Genomic DNA, 18,473 nt, shown 5'->3' with positions numbered 1-18,473 from the left:
GTTTATCGGGGTTTGAGCCACATAACGGGAGAAGGGGAGTAGTTTTTGCGAATTCTAACAATTATATGAAATGAGTTGCCGACTGAAGCTTGTTTTCTAGTTAATTAAAGCCTCCATTCATGTCAAATAAAGCCTCCATTTGCTCGTGATGCCTTGCGTAAGGGTAAAAGGTTACTGGTAATGGGGTGTTAGTGCCTACCTTCGAGGGAGTTAGGTACGCCCTTTCAACCGTTCGGCTATAGCCAAACGACTGAACGGCTCCAGCCAAACAACCGAACGCCTATAGCCGAAAGCAAACCGCTCAAAAAACAGTTGCTGTTTGGGTGTAGGATGGTAGCAGGATTGTAGCACCATTGTAGCAGGATAAATCCCAATCGTGCTACAGGCTCCACCCTTTATTTATCGGCATTCACCCACATTGTAGCAGGGATAGCAGGATGTTTTGTTTTTACACATAGAGACAGAAAAACGATTGGCAGAATCGGTGTTCTGCCAGTCGTCATGCTCACAGGGGGACAGTCCTGAAGTGAACCTTAAAGTTGTGTCCAACTTTCTGGGTTCACTTCATCCCCTTGTGAATATGGATTATCTCAAAAAGAGACTCAAAGGAAGGGATTTAGGCTTAAGCCTATCCCTTTGCTTTATTTATTTGTGAATTTGTATTTGTTTTGTGCAAATTTTCCGTTTTTCTCATTATATTTTGAAAGTTTTTTGTACTTTTGCATCGTGTTCTCTTAAGAGGCATTACTTATTGCTCAATTTTCTCTCTCGAATCACCACCTCGGAAAAGAAGACGAGCAAATATCCAAAAACGCAGAGGTCGCGCTCCATAGCGCAGACTTCTCCATAGCGTTTTTGGGGCTTGTGGTGAGCCTGAGAGAGATATGGCGGGGCTGCGCTTTTTTTTGTGTATTAGCCCACCTGACGAACAGATTAATAGTAAAAAGGATTAGAAGTGATGACTTTACACGAAGCAATGATTAAGGCTATAAATGAATTGGGTGGAGGGAAACAACACATCCAAGACGTTACCGATTACATAAATACCCGTCATTTATATTCAAGAGGTGACAATGCTACACTACCTGTCAATCAGGTAAGTGCGCGGCTTAATAGGTACAAGAACATCTTCGGTCGTGCAGATGGATATATTTGGATAAAGGATAAGGTATATTAAACTGCTTATGATTAACGGAAAGCAAATCATCACACGTTGCTTCGCTATTTTAATACTATGTGGAATAGTATTGGTTGGAGGCTATGGACTTTATATGTCTTTTATCAATTTTGACAAGCCTGTTCACGTAGTGACGAAAACTGATAGTATAGGTCGTCCGTTTGAGATAAACGGATATATGTTTTATCTTCGGAACGATGCATTATATGATGAAAGTGGAAATAGGGTTGCAGACCTATCAATAGAAAACAATAGAACAAGTAAAAATGCACAAGTTTCTCCCTCTTTGAAAGATGTACTAATAGAGGGCTTGGGGGGCGAAAAAAAGGCTTTGAAAACTATAGCATTTTTGGATGCAGTAAAGAGGAAGTTCAGAAGCTTTACATCCAGTCAGTCATTAAATCTATGGCATCAGGTAAAACGATTGAGGTTAGCAGATGGGTAACATCTGGTGATTGGAGCAATGATGATGAAGAAATGACAATAACAATTCCTTAACAATACAGATATGGCATACAAATGTAAAAACTGCGGAAAGTTCGTTGCAAAGGATGCGACAACTTGTAAGTATTGTGGTCAGGAAGATCCTGTTGTATTGGAAGATAAGAATCTGCCTACTGGTCTGAACGCACAGGCAAGACGTGTTAATGTGAATTTACCCAAGCAGATTCAATGCCCTTATTGTGGTAGTCTATTGAGTTTGCCGAAGCAGTTTGAAAATGATGATTTTCTTCGTTGCAATATCTGTAATCAAGATTTTTCTAATCCTTTGAAAAAGACAATCAGTACTCGCTGGATAGACGGTAGCACAATGGGCTATCCAAATCGCACATGGAGAAATGCAGGTCTTTTTCTATTAGCAGTTATCATTTTCTATTTGTTTGCCACAAAAGATAAGAAAGAATCACAATCTGCCCCTCAGCAGTTCCAAACCGAAACGAAAGTCAATACTTCTGAAGAAGATGAGACCCGTGAATTGGTCGCTGTCGATGGCGAAGCAATTATAAGAGAAGCTTTACCAAAATCTGATTATGATATCATCAACAGATGGCGAGAAATCAATCAAGGTTCAACTTCTCAGGAATGCAGATTGGAAAAAATTAAGCGAGACGGGAGTTATAGAATTAAAATTGGTGGTATATACTATTCATGCGAGCCGAGGAAAATCACAAGCGGCTCAGAGATTTTATTCCATGACGCAAATTCGCATAATGGCGAATATTTCAATTTGGCTAACGGGACGCCCATCTATTTTATTCCCAGAATGGAAGATGATGGACCAGTAAAAACTGATGGAATCCTTGTCATACAAGCAGATGGTAGTGCACAAGTTTACATGAACGACTACAAACATGAGTTCTTTGAATTGTTCACTGATTTGCGTCCGCTCTATTGAGAGTAAGGAATTATAAACACCTTTTTGCAAACGACATAATATATGGAGAAAAACGTATTTCTAATCAAATGGTATGGCCCGTTTACGAGCCAGAAGGAAGTCAAAGAATGGGAACAAGAACAACAATTCAATTGTTCTCTATACTTATTGCACGGCAAACCAAAATTTGCGAAGACCAGAGAGAAGTATTATTGTGGTATGTCCATCCGAAATATCTACAAGCGATTACAAGACAAAGGGCACCACATTGAAGAAATAAAAGATCGGCTGAATTCCATTTATGTTGGATACCTGTCAAACCTCAAACACCCCATAAAATGTCAGATCTTGCTTGCCGAGAAAATTATCACTGCAAGTTTGGCGGACATTGTTGGCGAGGAAAATGTTCTCAATGCAACAAACACGCTCTTTCCTTCTGAAAATGTATTTGTCATTAATGAATGGTGGAAAAAGGATTGTGAATCCCTATGGAAAAGGCAACCTATAAATGCTCCGTCGAACATTATTCCTGACGTTCTTACTTTCCATATTAAAGGAAATAACGACAACGAATTGTTTGTTTGTAGGAAATTGAAACGATTGTAGACCTTGGGAGGCTGCTACAAGACACTCAGGGACTGGTACCTGTCTCACTTGGAAAACAATGATGATGGCTCGAGTCTCATAAGCACCCTCCTAATTTGGGAGGGTGCCCTAAATGGATTAGGAGTACGTCTCTTGATCTCTTTTATGACAAGAAAGTTGGGTTTCTTGCTCTGGCAAGCGACTTCGTCGATGACTGAATGATTCATTGAGGGGGAGGGAAAAAGCAAACGAGGAAGCATGTCGCTTCCTCGTTAGTATATGTGTAATTTCTGTCTCAGCCCATAAGCATTGTCGTTTTATTTTAGTTCAACATTGTTCCTTAATTCTTTAATATATTTTTCAACCTGTTGTAAAAGGATTGGCAAATCTTTCGTATAAGTTTCCCATATGAATAGAGCACTCGTCGTAAAATAACCATGAACTAAAACATTGCGCATGTCCACAATATCTCGCCAAGGAACCTCAGGGTGTTTCTCTCTAAAGTCTTTTGTGAGCAGATTTGCCGCCTCTCCAATAATCATTATATTGTAGACAACAGCATGATAACACATAACATCAGACTTCATCTCTTCGTATGTTTTACCTTTAAGAAAATCCATCACATGCTTTATGGACTCCTCTATATGACAGAGTCTGTCTATGTCTCTAATTGCTTCTCTCATAGATAATCTTAATATCATGTAATGCGTGATTTAGAACTGCAGGTCTCAAAGAACCTTCTTCTACCAAATCAACTTTTCGTCTTAAATGTTCTTCTAATTCACGATGCATTCGAGCATATGCAAAAAGACCAATTGGTGAACTATGATCAAACTCAACCAATATATCCACATCACTATCCGGAGTCTCTTCACCACGAGCAAAAGAACCAAACAGCCATGCTCTCAAGACGGGCTGAGTCTTGAAGTACTCTGCGATTTTCTCTGTCATTAGCTGTGTACTCATAGGCAGAACTTGATGTTTCCATTGGCAAAGATACAAATAAGTGAGTAAAATACAAAATAAAAGAGAAATTTTTTGGTTTTTATTCTCGAGCGAAAGTATCTCCAAGGCTTCAGAGAAGACTAAAAGATACGAATAATTTGTAAAACGCCAAAGGATTTGGAGGAAAAAGTGAAGACCCTCTCCTGACCTCCCCCTGTTGAGGGGGAGGGAAAGAAAAAAGTACTATTTTATTTGGGGAATTGAAATTAAACTCTTATCTTTGCAAATGAAAGGAACCTGTTTAGGGTAAGAGCCCCGTTTGGATCGGCAAGCGACTTGTTAAAACGGAGTTCTTTTATTTTCTCAGTTCAGACTTGTTAGAAATGAAAGTGTGCTCGTCTATAATAGCATATTAGTGAAATAATGTTCCTATATGAGAAAGATTTCGTATTTTTGCAATCGTAGAAATAACTAAATAATTCAATGTGTGATGAAAAAGTCTTCTCTAACATATTGTGTCGTTGCCATTGGTGGATTGATATTACTTGCGGTATTCTTCTTTTCCCGTCAGGATATTGACGACAACAATAATGAAACAAAAGAGACGGTTACAGGCGTCTCTATTGACAAAGCGAATTTCCCTGACGATGTTTTCCGCACTTATCTGTTAGGCTTGGACTTTGGCAAGGACTCTATTCTCACTATCGAGGAGCAAAAGAAGATTGATGAACTGTCAATCCCTGTAAGTGGAATTCGTTCTCTTCAGGGCATAGAGCACTTTCCATATCTTGGAGACCTGCGTATGAGTAGTCAGATGTTGGGTCAGCTTACCATGCCGAGATTGGAGGAATTGTATAGATTGTATTGTATAGACTGTCAGTTGACAGGACTTGATGTGTCACAGTGTCCCAATCTTGTTGAGTTGAAATGCAGTAAAAATAAGATAACTAAACTGGATGTGAGTCATCTGTCCAGACTCGAACAACTATACGCCGATGAGAACCTGCTCACAGAGATAATGATGGAGGGTACAGACTCGCTGTTTATTCTGGACGTGCATCAGAATATGTTTACTAAACTTGACTTGAGTACGCAGAAAAACCTTCATTGTGTTTTTCTTGGTGACAATCCTATGAATGACACACAATTAAATACATTTCTCACTACATTGCCTGAAGGAGTGAAATTGGACACATCCTGGTCAGACCATGTAATGTTTGAAGACCCTTATGTCAGTCTTGGTAACCGTACCCTTACAGATGCCCAAAAACAGATGATGGAGAAAAAAGGGTGGACTCGCTCGTACAATGAAGAGTGAGACTTACTGCTTAATATCTTTCGGACAAGTTGTCAACGTTTGTCAATAAACTTGTAATCAAGATATTGTGAACGAGGGAAAGTGAACATTTGATCGGGAATGCCACCGACCTTGAAATTGCTGATTTTAATGGTAGTATGGAAGATACCCACCTTTACACGTACATTGATAGGGTAGTGGGTATGATGGTCGAGCAAGACACGGGCTTCCTTGATACCCTTGACTCCTTTCTTCGCCTTCAGGGTAATATAATAACCTTTTTTTTCATCATTTTTGATGCTGTAAGTGTAGTTGTCTGGAGTAAACTTAAACTTGGTGGCATACTTGTCACGTTCTTCAGAATGAGCATCGTAGATAGTAATCGTCTTTTTCTTACGTTCTAAACGGTAGTAGGTGACATCATCGTTCCATGCGATATATTTCTCATCGATGAACTTGCTCTTTTTGCCTTTTGTCCAAATAGTCCCCTCTGTCTTATAGATGCCGATGATATTGACGGCATAGTGAAGTTGCGACCCTTCAGGACCAAACACCATCTGATAGGCTTGGTCGAACATGCGTCTTGCTTGTTGGGCATTAGGAGTCTCCTGTGCCTGTGTCCCTAATGGGAACAACAGGCACAGGAGTGTAAAGAATAAATTTAATATTTGTCTCAAATCTATAAAGTCTAAACTATCAGTATTCAACTCTTATTTATGAATTGTATTCCTGCCATGACTTGATCTTGATATCCTCTTCCTTCATGGCAGTGAATGCCTCAATGAAAGCTTTGGCAAGACGAACATTCGTCATCAGAGGAATATTATGGTCAATGGCACCACGACGGATGCGATAGCCATTGGTCAGCTCACGCTTGGTATGGTTCTTGGGAACATTAACGATGAGGTCAAATTGGTGGTTGGCAATCATGTCCATCACGTTGTTCTCACCATCTTCATCAGGCCAACTGACTGCTGTCGCTTCCACACCGTTCTCGTTGAAGAACTTAGCCGTTCCACCTGTAGCATAAACCTTATACCCTTTTTTCACCAATTGCTTGGCAGGTTCCAACAGACTGACCTTCCCCTTGGCATCACCACTGGAAATCAGTACACTTGTCTTTGGCAGGCGGTAACCTGTAGCAATGAGTGCGTTGAGCAATGCTTCATTGAGATCATCACCCAGACAGCCTACCTCGCCAGTAGAACTCATATCCACACCCAGGACAGGGTCGGCATTCTGCAAGCGGGCAAATGAGAATTGTGAAGCCTTCACACCAATACGGTCGATGTCAAACTCACTCTTGTCGGGTTTACTATAAGGAGCATCGAGCATAATCTTGGTAGCTGTCTCGATGAAGTTACGCTTCAGGATCTTAGATACGAAGGGGAACGAACGAGAAGCGCGCAGGTTACACTCAATCACCTTTACCTCACGATTCTTGGCAAGGAACTGGATGTTGAAAGGACCAGAGATATTCAGTTCCTTCGCAATTTTACGGGAAATCTTCTTAATCTGACGGATGGTAGAGAAATAAATATGTTGTGCAGGGAATACCATCGTAGCATCACCAGAGTGTACACCAGCATACTCTACATGCTCAGAGATAGCATACTCAACAACCTCTCCCTTGTCAGCAACAGCATCAAACTCAATCTCTTTAGTCTCTGTCATGAACTTAGAAACGACCACAGGGAATTCCTTTGACACCTCAGTAGCCATCGAGAGGAAACGATGCAGCTCCTCATCATCGTAGCAGACATTCATGGCAGCACCGGAGAGCACGTAAGAAGGACGTACCAATACGGGATAGCCTACCTCGCTGACGAACTCTTTGATGTCGTCAAAAGAGGTGAGGGCACGCCATGCTGGCTGGTCAATATCCAACTTGTCGAGCATAGCGGAAAATTTATCGCGGTTCTCTGCACGGTCGATGTTCACAGGACTGGTTCCCAATACGGGAACACCTTGGCGATGCAGTTTCATTGCCAGGTTATTAGGAATCTGACCTCCCACGCTGACAACGACACCACGAGGTTCCTCCAAGTCAATGACATCAAGCACACGTTCCAATGATAGTTCGTCGAAATAGAGACGGTCGCACATATCATAGTCGGTTGAGACAGTCTCTGGGTTGTAGTTAATCATAATAGATTTATAACCCAGTTTGCGAGCCGTATTGATGGCATTCACAGAACACCAGTCAAACTCCACACTGGAACCAATACGATAAGCACCAGAGCCTAATACGATGACAGACTTCTCGTTCTTATAGTAGTTGATGTCATGCTTTGCTGTATATGCCTTGCCATCAGGAGTGCCGAAGGCAGGGGTGTGGGTGTATGTGAAATATAGATAGTTGGTGAGCTCAGGATGCTCAGAGGCAACTGTCGGGATGCGCTTGACGGATGGCAAGATACCTTTTGACTTACGATACTGGCGTACCTCCAGGTTTTCCTTCTCCATGTTACCACTCTGGGGTTTCAGGACGAAACGGGCGATCTGGAAATCAGAGAAACCACATTGTTTCACCTCTAATAATAAAGAAGTGGGCAGGTCTTCCAACTTGTTATACTCCATCAACTGATGCTTCAGGTCTACGATATGCTTCAGTCGCTCTAAGAACCACTTGTCAATTTTGGTGAGTTCTTCAATATGATCGATGGTATAACCTTCTTCTAAAGCCTGTGCGATAGCGAAAATGCGAAGGTCAGTAGGATTCGCCAAGGCGTCTTCCAAATTGTCGAACTTGGTGTGGTCATTGCCTACGAAACCATGCATGCCCTGTCCAATCATACGGAGTCCCTTCTGTATCATTTCCTCGAATGAGCGTCCGATAGACATGATCTCACCAACAGACTTCATGCTGGAACCAATCAGACGACTGACACCTGCGAATTTGGTAAGGTCCCAACGAGGAATCTTACAAATCATATAGTCAAGACTGGGGGCTACATAGGCAGAGGAGGTCGTACCCATCTCACCAATCTGGTCGAGGGTATAGCCCAGGGCAATCTTGGCTGCCACAAAAGCCAAAGGATAACCTGTAGCCTTAGAGGCAAGAGCGGAGGAACGACTCAGACGAGCGTTGATCTCAATGATACGGTAGTCATTGGTGTTGGCATTGAAAGCAAACTGGATGTTGCACTCTCCGACAATGCCTAAGTGTTTCACGCACTTGATCGTAATTTCCTGTAACATTTTTACTTGTTCCTCTGATAATGAACAAGTTGGAGCTACGACAATAGACTCTCCAGTGTGGATGCCCAGAGGGTCGAAGTTCTCCATAGAAGCTACCGTAAAGCAACGATCGTTAGCATCACGGATGCACTCGAACTCAATCTCTTTCCAACCCTTTAAAGACTCCTCGACGAGAATCTGGGGTGCAAAAGTGAAAGCACTCTCTGCCAATTCTACGAAAGCTTTCTCGTCAGGACAAATACCACTGCCAAGACCACCCAATGCATAGGCAGAACGGATCATAATGGGGAAACCAATCTCACGGGCAGCCTTCAGGGCATCCTCCATGTTCTCTACAGCATGGGAGACAGGCACCTTCAGGTCGACTTCTGCCAGTTTCTTTACAAAGAGGTCGCGATCCTCTGTGTTCATGATGGCCTCGACGCTGGTTCCTAATACCTCTACGCCATATTCCTTCAAGACACCTGTCTGGTACAATTCCGTACCACAGTTTAAGGCGGTCTGTCCACCAAAAGCGAGAAGGATACCGTCAGGACGCTCCTTCTTAATAATTTCTGTGACGAAATGAGTGGTTACAGGTTGGAAGTATACCTTGTCGGCGATACCTTCTGATGTCTGGATCGTAGCGATGTTTGGGTTTACCAACACGGAAGAGATACCTTCCTCACGTAATGCTTTCAGAGCCTGTGAGCCTGAGTAGTCAAACTCGCCAGCCTGTCCGATTTTAAGGGCACCCGAACCTAGCACGAGCACTTTCTTTAATTGTTTCTTCATATCGTAGATTAAAATAATGTGCTAATTTCGGGATGCAAAGTTAGTGTTTTTTATGGGAAATACAAAGCATCTTTCTTATAAAAAATACTAATGCGCATGTTTAATGTATGAATATTTAAAATTTAATTCGTATATTTGCAACTCAGAATTACTAACACAAAACATTTGCGTATTATGAAAGATTTCAATTATTATGCACCAACGGAAGTGGTGTTTGGAAAAGGGTCGGAAGAGCAGGTTGCTCATTTGATAAAGAAATATGATGGACATCGTGTCCTTGTCCATTATGGAGGTCAGAGTGCCAAGCGATCTGGTCTGTTGGATAAGATATGCCGTCTGTTGGATGAGGGCGGAGTGTTTCATACGGAGTTGGGTGGGGTGGTCCCCAATCCACGACTATCATTGGTTCATAAGGGTATTCAACTTTGTAAAGAGCAACAGATAGACTTCATCCTTGCAGTAGGAGGAGGTAGTGTGATTGATTCTGCCAAGGCTATAGCTTATGGAGTTTGTTATGAGGGCGATGTATGGGATTTCTACACGAGAAAGGCTGATGCGAAGGAATGCCTTCCTGTCGCCTCCGTACTGACCATTCCCGCAGCGGGTAGTGAGATGAGTGAGTCGAGTGTCATTACGAATGAGAATGGTGATATCAAGCTTGGTTACTCAAATAATATCAGTCGCCCGAAATTTGCCATCATGAATCCTGAGCGTACCTATACGCTGCCTCCTTATCAAACGGCTGCTGGTGTGACGGATATGATGATGCACACGATGGAGCGTTATTTTACCCATGATGGTGATATGGATTTGACGACGGCAATTGCAGAGGCAGTGCTGCGTACCATGAAAGATAATATCTTCTATGTGTTGAAAAATCCGGAAGACTATCGTTTCCGTGCCCAGATTATGTGGGGAGGCAGTGTGGCTCATAATGGCCTGACGGGTTGTGGTATTCATGACGATTGGGCAACACATCAGTTGGAGCATGAGCTAAGTGGTATGTTTGATGTCACCCATGGTGCTGGTCTTGCGGCTATCTGGCCCAGTTGGGCTCGTTATGTCTACAAGGAGGATGTCAGTCGCTTCGTCCGCTTTGCCGTCAATGTAATGGATGTGCCCAATGACTTCGCTGACCCGGAGGGAACTGCACTGCGTGGTATTGAGGCAATGGAGCGTTTCTATCATGCTATTGGTATGCCTATTAATATCCATGAGTTGATCGGTCGTGAGATTACGGACGACGAAATCAAGGAGATGGTGCGTAAGTGTAGCCGTAACTATTCTTCTACTTGTGGCTGTTTTAAGGTGTTGCAGGCAGAGGATATGGAGAAGATTTATCAGATGGCTAAATAATGAACGTTCATGAGAAAAGGATTAGTAGCACTTTTGCTGATAGCTGCGGCACCAACTTTCGCAACCAAACTGATTAGTTTGAAAATCATCGACAAGGATTACCTGATGATTCAGTTCCGAGACGGTGAAGTGCATTATCGAGATAATGGAACGGGTAAGAGTGCCTATCTCGGGCATTCTTTCGAGGAAGGTGATGATACCCTGTTTGTCTTTGGGCAACGGTTGAATGTGGTGGATGCCCAGAAAGCGGATCTTTGGACGGTTTCCTCAAAGGACGATAAGGCTTTCTCTAAGTTACAGCCTTCTGTGGTATGGAGGAAATCAAAACCGATGAATACTGACCATACGCTGACGAGTGAACTCGATCATTGGCTGTTCTTGAAATTACCCAAGTCCATGCGTCAAGGATGCACCTATCAGGTGACGATTCCTAAGAGTTTGAATGCCGACCAGAAGACTGCTACTGTATGCTTCGATATATGGAACTCCCAGTCAGAGGCCGTTCATGTGAATATCATAGGATACCATCCTTCCCAAACTAACAAGGTTGCTGACCTGTACCAGTGGCTGGGTGACGGTGGCAGTCGTGACTATCATGCCATGGAAGGAAAGAAGGTATTCCTCTATGATGTGAACACGCACAAGAAGGATACGGTAGGTGTGGTGAAGTTCTGGAAACCCAATAGTGCCTACAAGGAAGAGGCTGGTGAGAAAAACTTGGTAGGTACGGATGTGTGGAATATTGATTTCAAGACTTCAAAGCCAGGACGTTACCGATTGGTTGTGGAGGATGTCGGTTGCAGTATGGACTTTGACATAGCGGAAGGGGTGTATTACGAACCTTATCGCTATTCTGTCAGAGGCTATTATTATATGCGTCTTGGAGAACCTGTCGACCCAACCCATGTGTTCCCCATTCCCCGACAGCCTCAGTTTATTGCAGATGTTAATCCAAAGGGATTCAAGATCTACAAGACGGATATTCATCCATGGCATCCTGAATGGCGCAAGTTACGTGGTGACGTGTGGGATGAGCCACATTTCAAGAAACCTGAGGAGTCCGTGTTCTGGCAGCACCGTTTATCCGGCAATCCCACGACTAATGGTGCCATAGGCGGTCATTCGGACGCTTTTGACTGGGACCGTCATCTGGCACATGTCAGTAATATCTATGATATGTTGCTGCCCTATATCTTATCAGGAGGACGCTTGACAGAAGACAATTTGGGAATCCGTGAAAGTGGTAATGGTATTCCTGACTTGATAGACGAAGCTCGTAATGAGGTGGATTTTTTCCTCAGCATCCGTGATGGCGAAGCCTATTCACAAGGAGTGACGAATCCCAGTGCCGACTGGACGACGATGTTCCAGGCAGGGTGTACCACGATGGCGGCATGGGCAAATGCCGCCAATTGTGCCATGCTTGCCGACGCCTTCCGTATTGCCGGTATCGACAGTTTGAGAAATTACTATACCAACGAGGCGGTCAAGGCATTCAACTTTGCCAGTCGACAAGAGAATCAGCAGTTGGATGACTTCCAAGACATCGGAAGCATCCGCATGCGTGGCAGAGACTTCCGGCAGATGGCAGCCGCCTTCCTTTACAACCTTACCTGTGATACCTCTTGGGAGAAGATCATGGTGGACGGAAGTGTGATAAAAGATGATCATACGCCGCTTTTTAAACGAGGTCATGACGGCTACTATCAGTTGTGGGCAGCAGCAGCCTATCTCACCTGTCCAACTAATCGCCATGATGGCGCGTTCTATGAGAATCTGAAAGCAAGTGTTAAGGCACATGCGGCTGACTATAATATTAATAAGGTGTCACTTCGCCCCTCCCGCCGTGCCGCTACCGATGTACGCTGGCAAACATCGCAGAATCTGCAACTTGTGATGTTAGCGCATAATCTGACGACAGACCCGCAGGAGCGCGACATGTTAGAGGACGTGATGTACACAGAGGCGAGCTGGAGTCTGGGACGTAACCCCGGCAATATCGTGGAGATGACAGGACTGGGGACACGACATCTGGAGAATGTCTATTCCACAGGTCGTAATGACGGAGCCCCTGGAACTCACCCCGGACAGACTCCTTTTAATGGCACAGAGACTTGGTCGCCTGGACATAATGGCGGTGATGGTCGTCTGTTGACAAACCTTTGTTATCCTTCATGGAATGATGGAGGATGGCCTCGTCAGGAGTCTTATTTCAACCAGCGTTATTTCTGGGTGAACGGAGAGTTTACGCCTCGTGAGACCATGCGTGGTAAGATGGCATTGATGGGATATCTTTATGCAATTCGAAATCAGTAACAATTAAAATATGGCAACAGTAGACGACAAGAAAGTCATTTTCTCGATGGTCGGGGTGAGCAAGACCATTCAGCAGAATCAAAAACAGGTGCTCAAGAATATCTATCTCAGCTTCTTCTATGGAGCGAAGATTGGTATTATCGGTCTTAACGGCGCAGGAAAGTCGACCTTGATGAAAATTATCGCTGGTCTTGACCAGCAGTATCAGGGGAATGTGGTGTGGAGCCCCGGCTATAGTGTGGGCTATCTGCCACAGGACCCTCCTTTGGACGAGACCAAGACTGTCAAGGAGAATGTGATGGAGGGTGTACAACACGTATATGACGCACTTGCAGAGTATGATGATATCAATGTGAAGTTCGGACTCCCAGAGTACTATGAGGATGCTGACAAGATGGAGAAACTGATGACCCGTCAGGCTGAGTTACAGGATATCATCGATGCAACGGATGCCTGGAACATGGATTCTAAGCTCGATCGTGCGATGGCGGCATTGAACTGCCCTCCAGGAGATAGGAGCGTAGAGAATCTCTCAGGTGGTGAGCGTCGTCGTGTGGCTCTTTGTCGTTTGCTGTTGCAAAAACCTGATGTGCTGTTGCTTGATGAGCCAACCAACCATCTTGACGCGGAGTCGATTGATTGGTTGGAACAGCATCTCCAGCAATATGAAGGAACGGTTATCGCTGTGACCCACGACCGTTATTTCTTGGATGATGTGGCTGAGTGGATCCTTGAACTTGACCGTGGAGAGGGAATACCTTGGAAGGGAAACTACTCATCATGGCTGGAACAGAAGAGTCAGCGACTGGCTCTTGAGGAGAAGACTGCTTCGAAGCGTCGCAAGACATTAGAGCGTGAATTGGAGTGGGTGCGTATGGCTCCTAAAGCACGTCATGCTAAAGGTAAGGCTCGCCTGAACTCTTATGACAAGATGCTCAACGAGGAACAGAAACAGAAAGAGGAGAAATTGGAAATCTTCATTCCTAACGGACCTCGTCTGGGTAATAAAGTAATAGAAGCAGAACATGTGGCTAAGGCTTATGGTGAAAAAGTCCTCTTCAGCGACCTTAACTTCATGCTTCCCCCGAATGGAATTGTGGGTGTGATAGGTCCTAATGGCGCAGGTAAGACGACTTTGTTCCGACTGATTATGGGGTTGGAACAGGCTGACGCTGGCTCATTTAATGTGGGTGAGACAGTCAAACTCAGCTATGTTGACCAGCAGCATAAGGATATTGATCCCGATAAGTCTGTTTATGAAGTGGTGAGCGGTGGTAACGAGACCATCCGTATGGGTGGGAAAGACGTCAATGTGCGTGCTTATCTGTCACGTTTTAACTTCAGTGGTGCCGATCAGGAGAAAAAATGTGGGGTGCTTTCTGGTGGTGAGCGTAACCGTCTTCATCTCGCTATTGCCCTGAAACAAGAGGGGAATGTACTCTTACTCGACGAGCCTACCAACGATATCGATGTCAACACCCTTCGTGCCTTAGAGGAAGGCTTGGAGGCTTTTGCCGGCTGTGCCGTAATCATCAGTCACGACCGTTGGTTCCTTGATCGTATCTGCACCCATATCCTTGCTTATGAGGGTGACGGGAATGTCTTCTATTTTGAGGGCAACTATTCAGAGTATGAGTCGAATAAGGCTCAGCGCTTAGGATTGGAAGAGCCTAAGCGTGCCCGCTATCGTAAGCTGATGGAAGAATAGGTTACTTAATGAGGAAATGTCCTATATGGTGAGAGTCGCCTTTGTCGTTGAGGGTTCGTAACTCATAGACTCCCTTGGGAATACCAGCAATCGAGACTACAGGACCAAAGGGTTTGGTGGCAATGATATTACCTATCATCGTATAGATGGCAAGATAATTGGTCTGTGGGAGCTCATTGAAGTTGGGCACTTGCAGGCTGTAGCCGTCATTGGGAATTAATGCCGTGTTGTTTGCCGTGCTGGTCGTGTTGAGCATTGACTGTTGGGCATTCATGGGTTTGCTCTCAATACCATAGCGGTTTACGGCTGTGACAACATAATAGAGTGGGGCGTCCTCCGTAGATCGACGTATGGAAAGATGCTGTTGCATCTGACGAACAGCAATGAGGTTGCGTGCATCATTTATATCCACAGGAAAATTGGTTGACGCATAGACATTATAGGTGAGGTAGTCTCCATTGCTGGTATCGGTGGCACCATTCCAACGCAGGTTGTCACCATTTGTGGTACGCTCTATCTGCAAAGAAGCAGGAGCCAGAGGAGTCGGTTGGCGAACCTGCATAGGAGGAACTATAGCAGGATATGCGTCGAAATCACATACGAAATCATAAAGCCCCTTGGTGTTATCCGTGAGAAAACGGCTGCGGAAATAGCAATGCCCGAGTCCGAGGTCACGAGCCACATGCATCTGTCGTTTGATAGCGTCCAGCGACCAGTTGCCCTCACTGCGTATCAGTCGGTAGATACCCAGACCAGCAGCGACCTCACGTCCATAGCGGTGCTCACTCCAGTCTGCGGCAAAGGGATAATAATGTTTGCCGTCATAATACATCATAGGGAAGAGCTGGTCCATTAATCCGTCTCGTAGCCAACCCTGTGCGTCCTGACATACCTTATTATAAGCATTCCAACCGCCACTTGGATAACGAGTGAGGTCATCGAACTTACCCAGAGGGGAACAACTTAGTTTAACCCATGGTTTTAACCCTTTGACTTTCTGATGGATAGAACGGACAATACGGGTGATGTTCTCTCGTGCCTGTTGACGAGAGATACGCAACGGATAGGTTTCTGGATAGCGGATGTAGTCGAGATGAATGCCGTCAATATCATATCGCTTGGTAATCTCCTCGCAGATAGAGGAGATATAGTCAGCTGTCCGTGAGTCCTCTGGGATCATGCAGGCATCTTCTCCTATATGACGCATCAGCTCAGGATGTGTCCGTCGCAGGTTCTTTGCCCCATAGCTGTTCCATTTTCCGGTAGGTACCGTGACAACCCAGGCATGTAGCTCCATACCACGTTTATGTGTCTCCTCGATGGCAAACTGCAACGGGTCATAGTTTGGCGCTGTACCAAACCGTCCACTGATACAGCCATCCCATGGCTCGATACGGGAAGGGTAGGTGACCGTTCCACGAATACGTGCCTGATAGAGAACGGTGTTGACATTCGCATGCTTCAACTGGTCAAGAATACGGCAAAGCTCTTGTTTCTGCTTCTGCTCTACGGCAACGGACGTCCCTTTGGTGCTGGGCCAGTCAAGTCCTTCTAACGTGGTAAGCCATACGGCGCGCAACTCTTGTTTGGGCTGTGCATTCAAGGAAAGAACAGCCCAGAGCAACAATATAATAAAAGAATATCGTTTCATATATACTATCAATTTTGGATGCAAAGGTACGAAATAATTCATAATTCATAGTTCATAATTCATAATTTATTCTTACCTTTGCAGCAAAGATTATAAATTATAACATAAAAAATGATTTCATTTACATTGAGCCTTGTGGCTCTTTTGCTTGGCTATCTGTTATATGGCCGTTTGGTGGAACGTATATTCCGTCCGGATAATCGTGTGACACCAGCAGTCTCCAAGGCAGACGGCCTGGACTACATTGTGCTTCCCGGTTGGAAGATTTTTATGATTCAGTTTCTGAATATAGCAGGGACAGGTCCTATCTTCGGTGCTATTATGGGAGCTAAGTTCGGACCAGTAGCTTATCTGTGGATTGTTCTCGGTTGTATCTTCGCTGGTGCCACCCACGACTATTTGTCGGGGATGTTGTCGATGCGTAATGAGGGCGCTGGACTTCCTGAGCTGATAGGTAAATATTTAGGAAAGACCACCAAGAGTCTGATGCTGGTGTTTACGGTGTTGCTGCTGATCATGGTGGGTACTGTTTTTGTATACAGCCCGGCAGAGATATTACATTCTATAGGTGGTGGTACGATGATGTGGGTAGGTATTATCTTCGCATATTATATCATTGCCACGATGTTGCCTATTGACAAGATTATTGGTAAGGTCTATCCTTTGTTTGCCTTCTCCCTGTTGTTTATGGCAGGTGCTTTGATGATGGTGCTCTATGTGAAGTGGCCGCAATTACCCGAGTTGTGGAGTCACCTGTATAATATGGGTGCGGAAGCACAGCCGGAGAAATGGACGGATGCTATCTTCCCGGCATTGTTTATTACTATTGCCTGTGGTGCTATCAGTGGTTTCCATGCCACTCAGAGTCCGTTGATGGCTCGTTGTGTGAAGTCCGAGCGTATGGGTCGTCCCATTTTCTATGGTGCGATGATCACAGAGGGTGTAGTGGCTTTGATATGGGCAACAGTAGCCTCTTGGTTCTTTTATGGCGATCCGACACCAGGTTATGAGCTGATAGCCGGTGCGCATAAGGGTTTTTACACTTCTGCTCCTGCCGTTGTGAATTTGGTTTGTAACGACTGGCTGGGAGTGGTTGGTGCTATCCTTGCCATGTTAGGTGTGGTGGCAGCTCCAATTACCAGTGGTGATACAGCGTTCCGTTCCGCTCGACTGATTGTCGCGGAGTGGTTGAAGCTCAACCAGCGTCCTGTCATGAACCGTTTCTATATCTGTATACCGATGTTTGGAATCTCAGTCGCTATGCTTATATGGCAGATAGAGAACCCTGATGGTTTCAATACCATCTGGCAGTATTTCGGTTTCTCCAATCAGGCACTCTCTGTATTTACGTTATGGACACTGACCGTTTATCTGGTACAAGAGAAGAAACCATTTATCATCACTCTCATCCCTGCGCTCTTTATGACGACGGTATGTTCCACCTTCCTGTTTATCTCCAAACAAGCGTTCCACCTGCCGGCTTCTGTCAGTTATCCCATGGGTGGCGCCTGTTTCGTAGTGGCATTGGTGTGGTTCTGCCTGTGGTATCGTAAATATCAGAATAATCATCAATAAATCATTAAAGCTATGAAGAAAGTTATTTTATTATTGGCAGTTTTGGCAACATCATTGACAGCCAGCGCACAGTTTGAGAAGGGTAAGGCATATTTAGGTGCAGGACTTAGTGGCTTGGATATCAGCAGTCAGGCTAAGAAATTCCATTTCGGAGCCAATGTAAAGGCAGGTTACCTGTTTATGGACAATCTGATGGCTTTGGCACAGGTAGGCTATGATCATTTGGATGATACTCCTGATGCGTTTACATTAGGTGTAGGCGGTCGTTATTATATCATCCAGAATGGTCTTTACCTAGGTGCTTCTCTGAAATTCCACCGTGCAGATGGCATTAACGATTTCCGTCCAGGTGTGCAGGTGGGCTATGCCTTCTTCCTCACTCGTACGGTAACCGTTGAGCCTGAACTCTACTTCGACATCTCTACTAAGAAGTTCGAGAACTCTGCTTTCGGCTTAGGTGTCGGTATCGGCGTTTATTTGTTCAAGGATCAATATACGTTTAAAAAATAATTC

Annotated in this window: 14 protein-coding genes; 9 read left to right on the top strand and 5 right to left on the bottom strand. The window is 44.6% G+C overall.

The annotated features are described in order from the left end of the window. Positions 1-1,184: 1,184 nt before the first annotated feature. The 3 genes from BM257_RS14190 (at position 1,185) to BM257_RS14180 (ending at position 3,158) form a co-directional block, all read left to right on the top strand. Positions 1,185-1,622, top strand: a complete 438-nt coding sequence (locus BM257_RS14190; RefSeq protein ID WP_092074034.1) for a hypothetical protein — start codon at positions 1,185-1,187, stop codon at positions 1,620-1,622. 63 nt (positions 1,623-1,685) lie between these two features. Further along, positions 1,686-2,573 (top strand): hypothetical protein, encoded by an 888-nt coding sequence (locus BM257_RS14185; RefSeq protein ID WP_092074032.1) that lies wholly within the window; start codon positions 1,686-1,688, stop codon positions 2,571-2,573. A 42-nt stretch (positions 2,574-2,615) separates the two neighbouring features. Then, positions 2,616-3,158, top strand: a complete 543-nt coding sequence (locus BM257_RS14180; protein ID WP_092074030.1) for a hypothetical protein — start codon at positions 2,616-2,618, stop codon at positions 3,156-3,158. A 296-nt stretch (positions 3,159-3,454) separates the two neighbouring features. On the opposite strand, the gene BM257_RS14175 is transcribed toward BM257_RS14180, so the two are convergent. After that, positions 3,455-3,820 carry a HepT-like ribonuclease domain-containing protein gene (locus BM257_RS14175; protein ID WP_177216141.1) on the bottom strand — a complete coding sequence of 122 codons (366 nt, stop codon included), beginning with the start codon at positions 3,818-3,820 and terminating at the stop codon, positions 3,455-3,457. Then, positions 3,804-4,088 (bottom strand): nucleotidyltransferase family protein, encoded by a 285-nt coding sequence (locus BM257_RS14170; protein ID WP_092074038.1) that lies wholly within the window; start codon positions 4,086-4,088, stop codon positions 3,804-3,806. The genes BM257_RS14175 and BM257_RS14170 overlap by 17 nt, the downstream gene beginning before the upstream one ends. A 481-nt stretch (positions 4,089-4,569) precedes the next feature. Here BM257_RS14170 and BM257_RS14165 point away from each other — a divergent pair, with 481 nt between their 5' ends. Then, positions 4,570-5,400, top strand: a complete 831-nt coding sequence (locus BM257_RS14165; RefSeq protein ID WP_143096880.1) for a leucine-rich repeat domain-containing protein — start codon at positions 4,570-4,572, stop codon at positions 5,398-5,400. 32 nt (positions 5,401-5,432) lie between these two features. Here BM257_RS14165 and BM257_RS14160 read toward each other — a convergent pair whose 3' ends face one another. Next, complete coding sequence (locus BM257_RS14160) at positions 5,433-6,056, bottom strand: hypothetical protein (RefSeq protein WP_143096879.1); 624 nt, start codon at positions 6,054-6,056, stop codon at positions 5,433-5,435. 37 nt (positions 6,057-6,093) lie between these two features. Beyond that, the gene (carB, locus tag BM257_RS14155) at positions 6,094-9,354 is read right to left on the bottom strand and encodes a carbamoyl-phosphate synthase (glutamine-hydrolyzing) large subunit (RefSeq protein ID WP_092074022.1); all 3,261 of its coding nucleotides are present in this window, start codon (positions 9,352-9,354) and stop codon (positions 6,094-6,096) included. A 174-nt stretch (positions 9,355-9,528) separates the two neighbouring features. Here carB and BM257_RS14150 point away from each other — a divergent pair, with 174 nt between their 5' ends. The 3 genes from BM257_RS14150 to ettA are packed head-to-tail and all read left to right on the top strand — an operon-like array spanning position 9,529 to position 14,734. Further along, on the top strand, positions 9,529-10,710 hold the full coding sequence (locus BM257_RS14150; protein WP_092074020.1) for an iron-containing alcohol dehydrogenase: 1,182 nt from the start codon (positions 9,529-9,531) through the stop codon (positions 10,708-10,710). A gap of 9 nt (positions 10,711-10,719) precedes the next feature. Beyond that, entirely contained in the window at positions 10,720-13,026 is a 2,307-nt protein-coding gene (locus BM257_RS14145; RefSeq protein WP_092074018.1) for an early set domain-containing protein, read from the top strand. Positions 13,027-13,036: 10 nt separating this feature from the next. Further along, entirely contained in the window at positions 13,037-14,734 is a 1,698-nt protein-coding gene (gene ettA, locus BM257_RS14140; RefSeq protein WP_092074016.1) for an energy-dependent translational throttle protein EttA, read from the top strand. A 1-nt stretch (position 14,735) separates the two neighbouring features. On the opposite strand, the gene BM257_RS14135 is transcribed toward ettA, so the two are convergent. Beyond that, positions 14,736-16,385, bottom strand: a complete 1,650-nt coding sequence (locus BM257_RS14135) for a glycoside hydrolase family 10-like protein (protein WP_092074014.1) — start codon at positions 16,383-16,385, stop codon at positions 14,736-14,738. 111 nt (positions 16,386-16,496) lie between these two features. Between BM257_RS14135 and BM257_RS14130 the strand changes: the two genes are divergently transcribed. Together BM257_RS14130 and BM257_RS14125 are read left to right on the top strand one after the other, a co-directional pair. Next, the gene (locus tag BM257_RS14130; protein ID WP_092074012.1) at positions 16,497-17,960 is read left to right on the top strand and encodes a carbon starvation CstA family protein; all 1,464 of its coding nucleotides are present in this window, start codon (positions 16,497-16,499) and stop codon (positions 17,958-17,960) included. Positions 17,961-17,972: 12 nt separating this feature from the next. Next, positions 17,973-18,470: an outer membrane beta-barrel protein gene (locus BM257_RS14125; protein WP_092074010.1), complete on the top strand. Its 498-nt coding sequence runs from the start codon at positions 17,973-17,975 to the stop codon at positions 18,468-18,470. The last annotated feature ends 3 nt before the right edge of the window (positions 18,471-18,473 follow it).

The sequence above is a fragment of the Prevotella sp. tf2-5 genome, from assembly GCF_900115435.1.
In the GTDB taxonomy this organism is placed as follows: Bacteria; Bacteroidota; Bacteroidia; order Bacteroidales; family Bacteroidaceae; genus Prevotella.
This window is presented reverse-complemented; position numbering and strand designations above follow the sequence as displayed.